A 505-nucleotide genomic window follows, 5' to 3' on the forward strand; every position below is an offset into this window, starting at 1 on the left:
ACGGACTTGCCGCAGCCGGACTCGCCGACGAGGGCGAGGCACTCCCCCGCCGCGAGGTCGAAGGAGACGTCGCTGACGGCCCGCACGTACGCGCCGTCGCGCATGCGGAACCGCACCGACAGGTCGTGGACCGAGAGGACGGGGGTCACAGACTCAACTCCGATCGGCGGCGCGGGTTGAGCCGTTCGCGCCAGGCTCCCGCGAGGCCCGCGACGGCGAGGGTCGGAACGATGATGAACAGGCCGGGGAAGAGCGTCGGCCACCAGTCGCCGGCGAGCAGCGACCCGCGGGCCGACTGGACGAGGCTGCCGAGGCTCGCCTGGTGGGCCGGGAGTCCGAGGCCGAGGAAGGACAGCGCGGACTCGTGCCAGATGGCGTGCGGCACCATGAGGGCCGCGGCGAGCGCGGCCTGCGGCAGGACGCCGGGCAGCAGGTGCCGCACGGCGATCCGCCGGCGGGACGCCCCGCCCGAGATCGCCGCGTCGACGTAGGGGCGCGAGCGCAG

At 75.0% G+C, this 505-nt stretch carries 2 protein-coding genes; both read right to left on the reverse strand.

Going from position 1 to position 505, the window contains the following annotated elements; translation table 11 throughout:
* The coding region (locus GTW43_RS38475; protein WP_343245971.1) for an ATP-binding cassette domain-containing protein at window positions 1-263 on the reverse strand (263 nt) is incomplete at its 3' end.
* On the reverse strand, window positions 146-505 hold a 360-nt coding region (locus tag GTW43_RS11680; protein WP_161301584.1), incomplete at its 5' end, for an ABC transporter permease subunit. The genes GTW43_RS38475 and GTW43_RS11680, both read right to left, overlap by 118 nt.

The organism is Streptomyces sp. SID5785, assembly GCF_009870065.1.
In the GTDB taxonomy this organism is placed as follows: Bacteria; Actinomycetota; Actinomycetes; order Streptomycetales; family Streptomycetaceae; genus Streptomyces.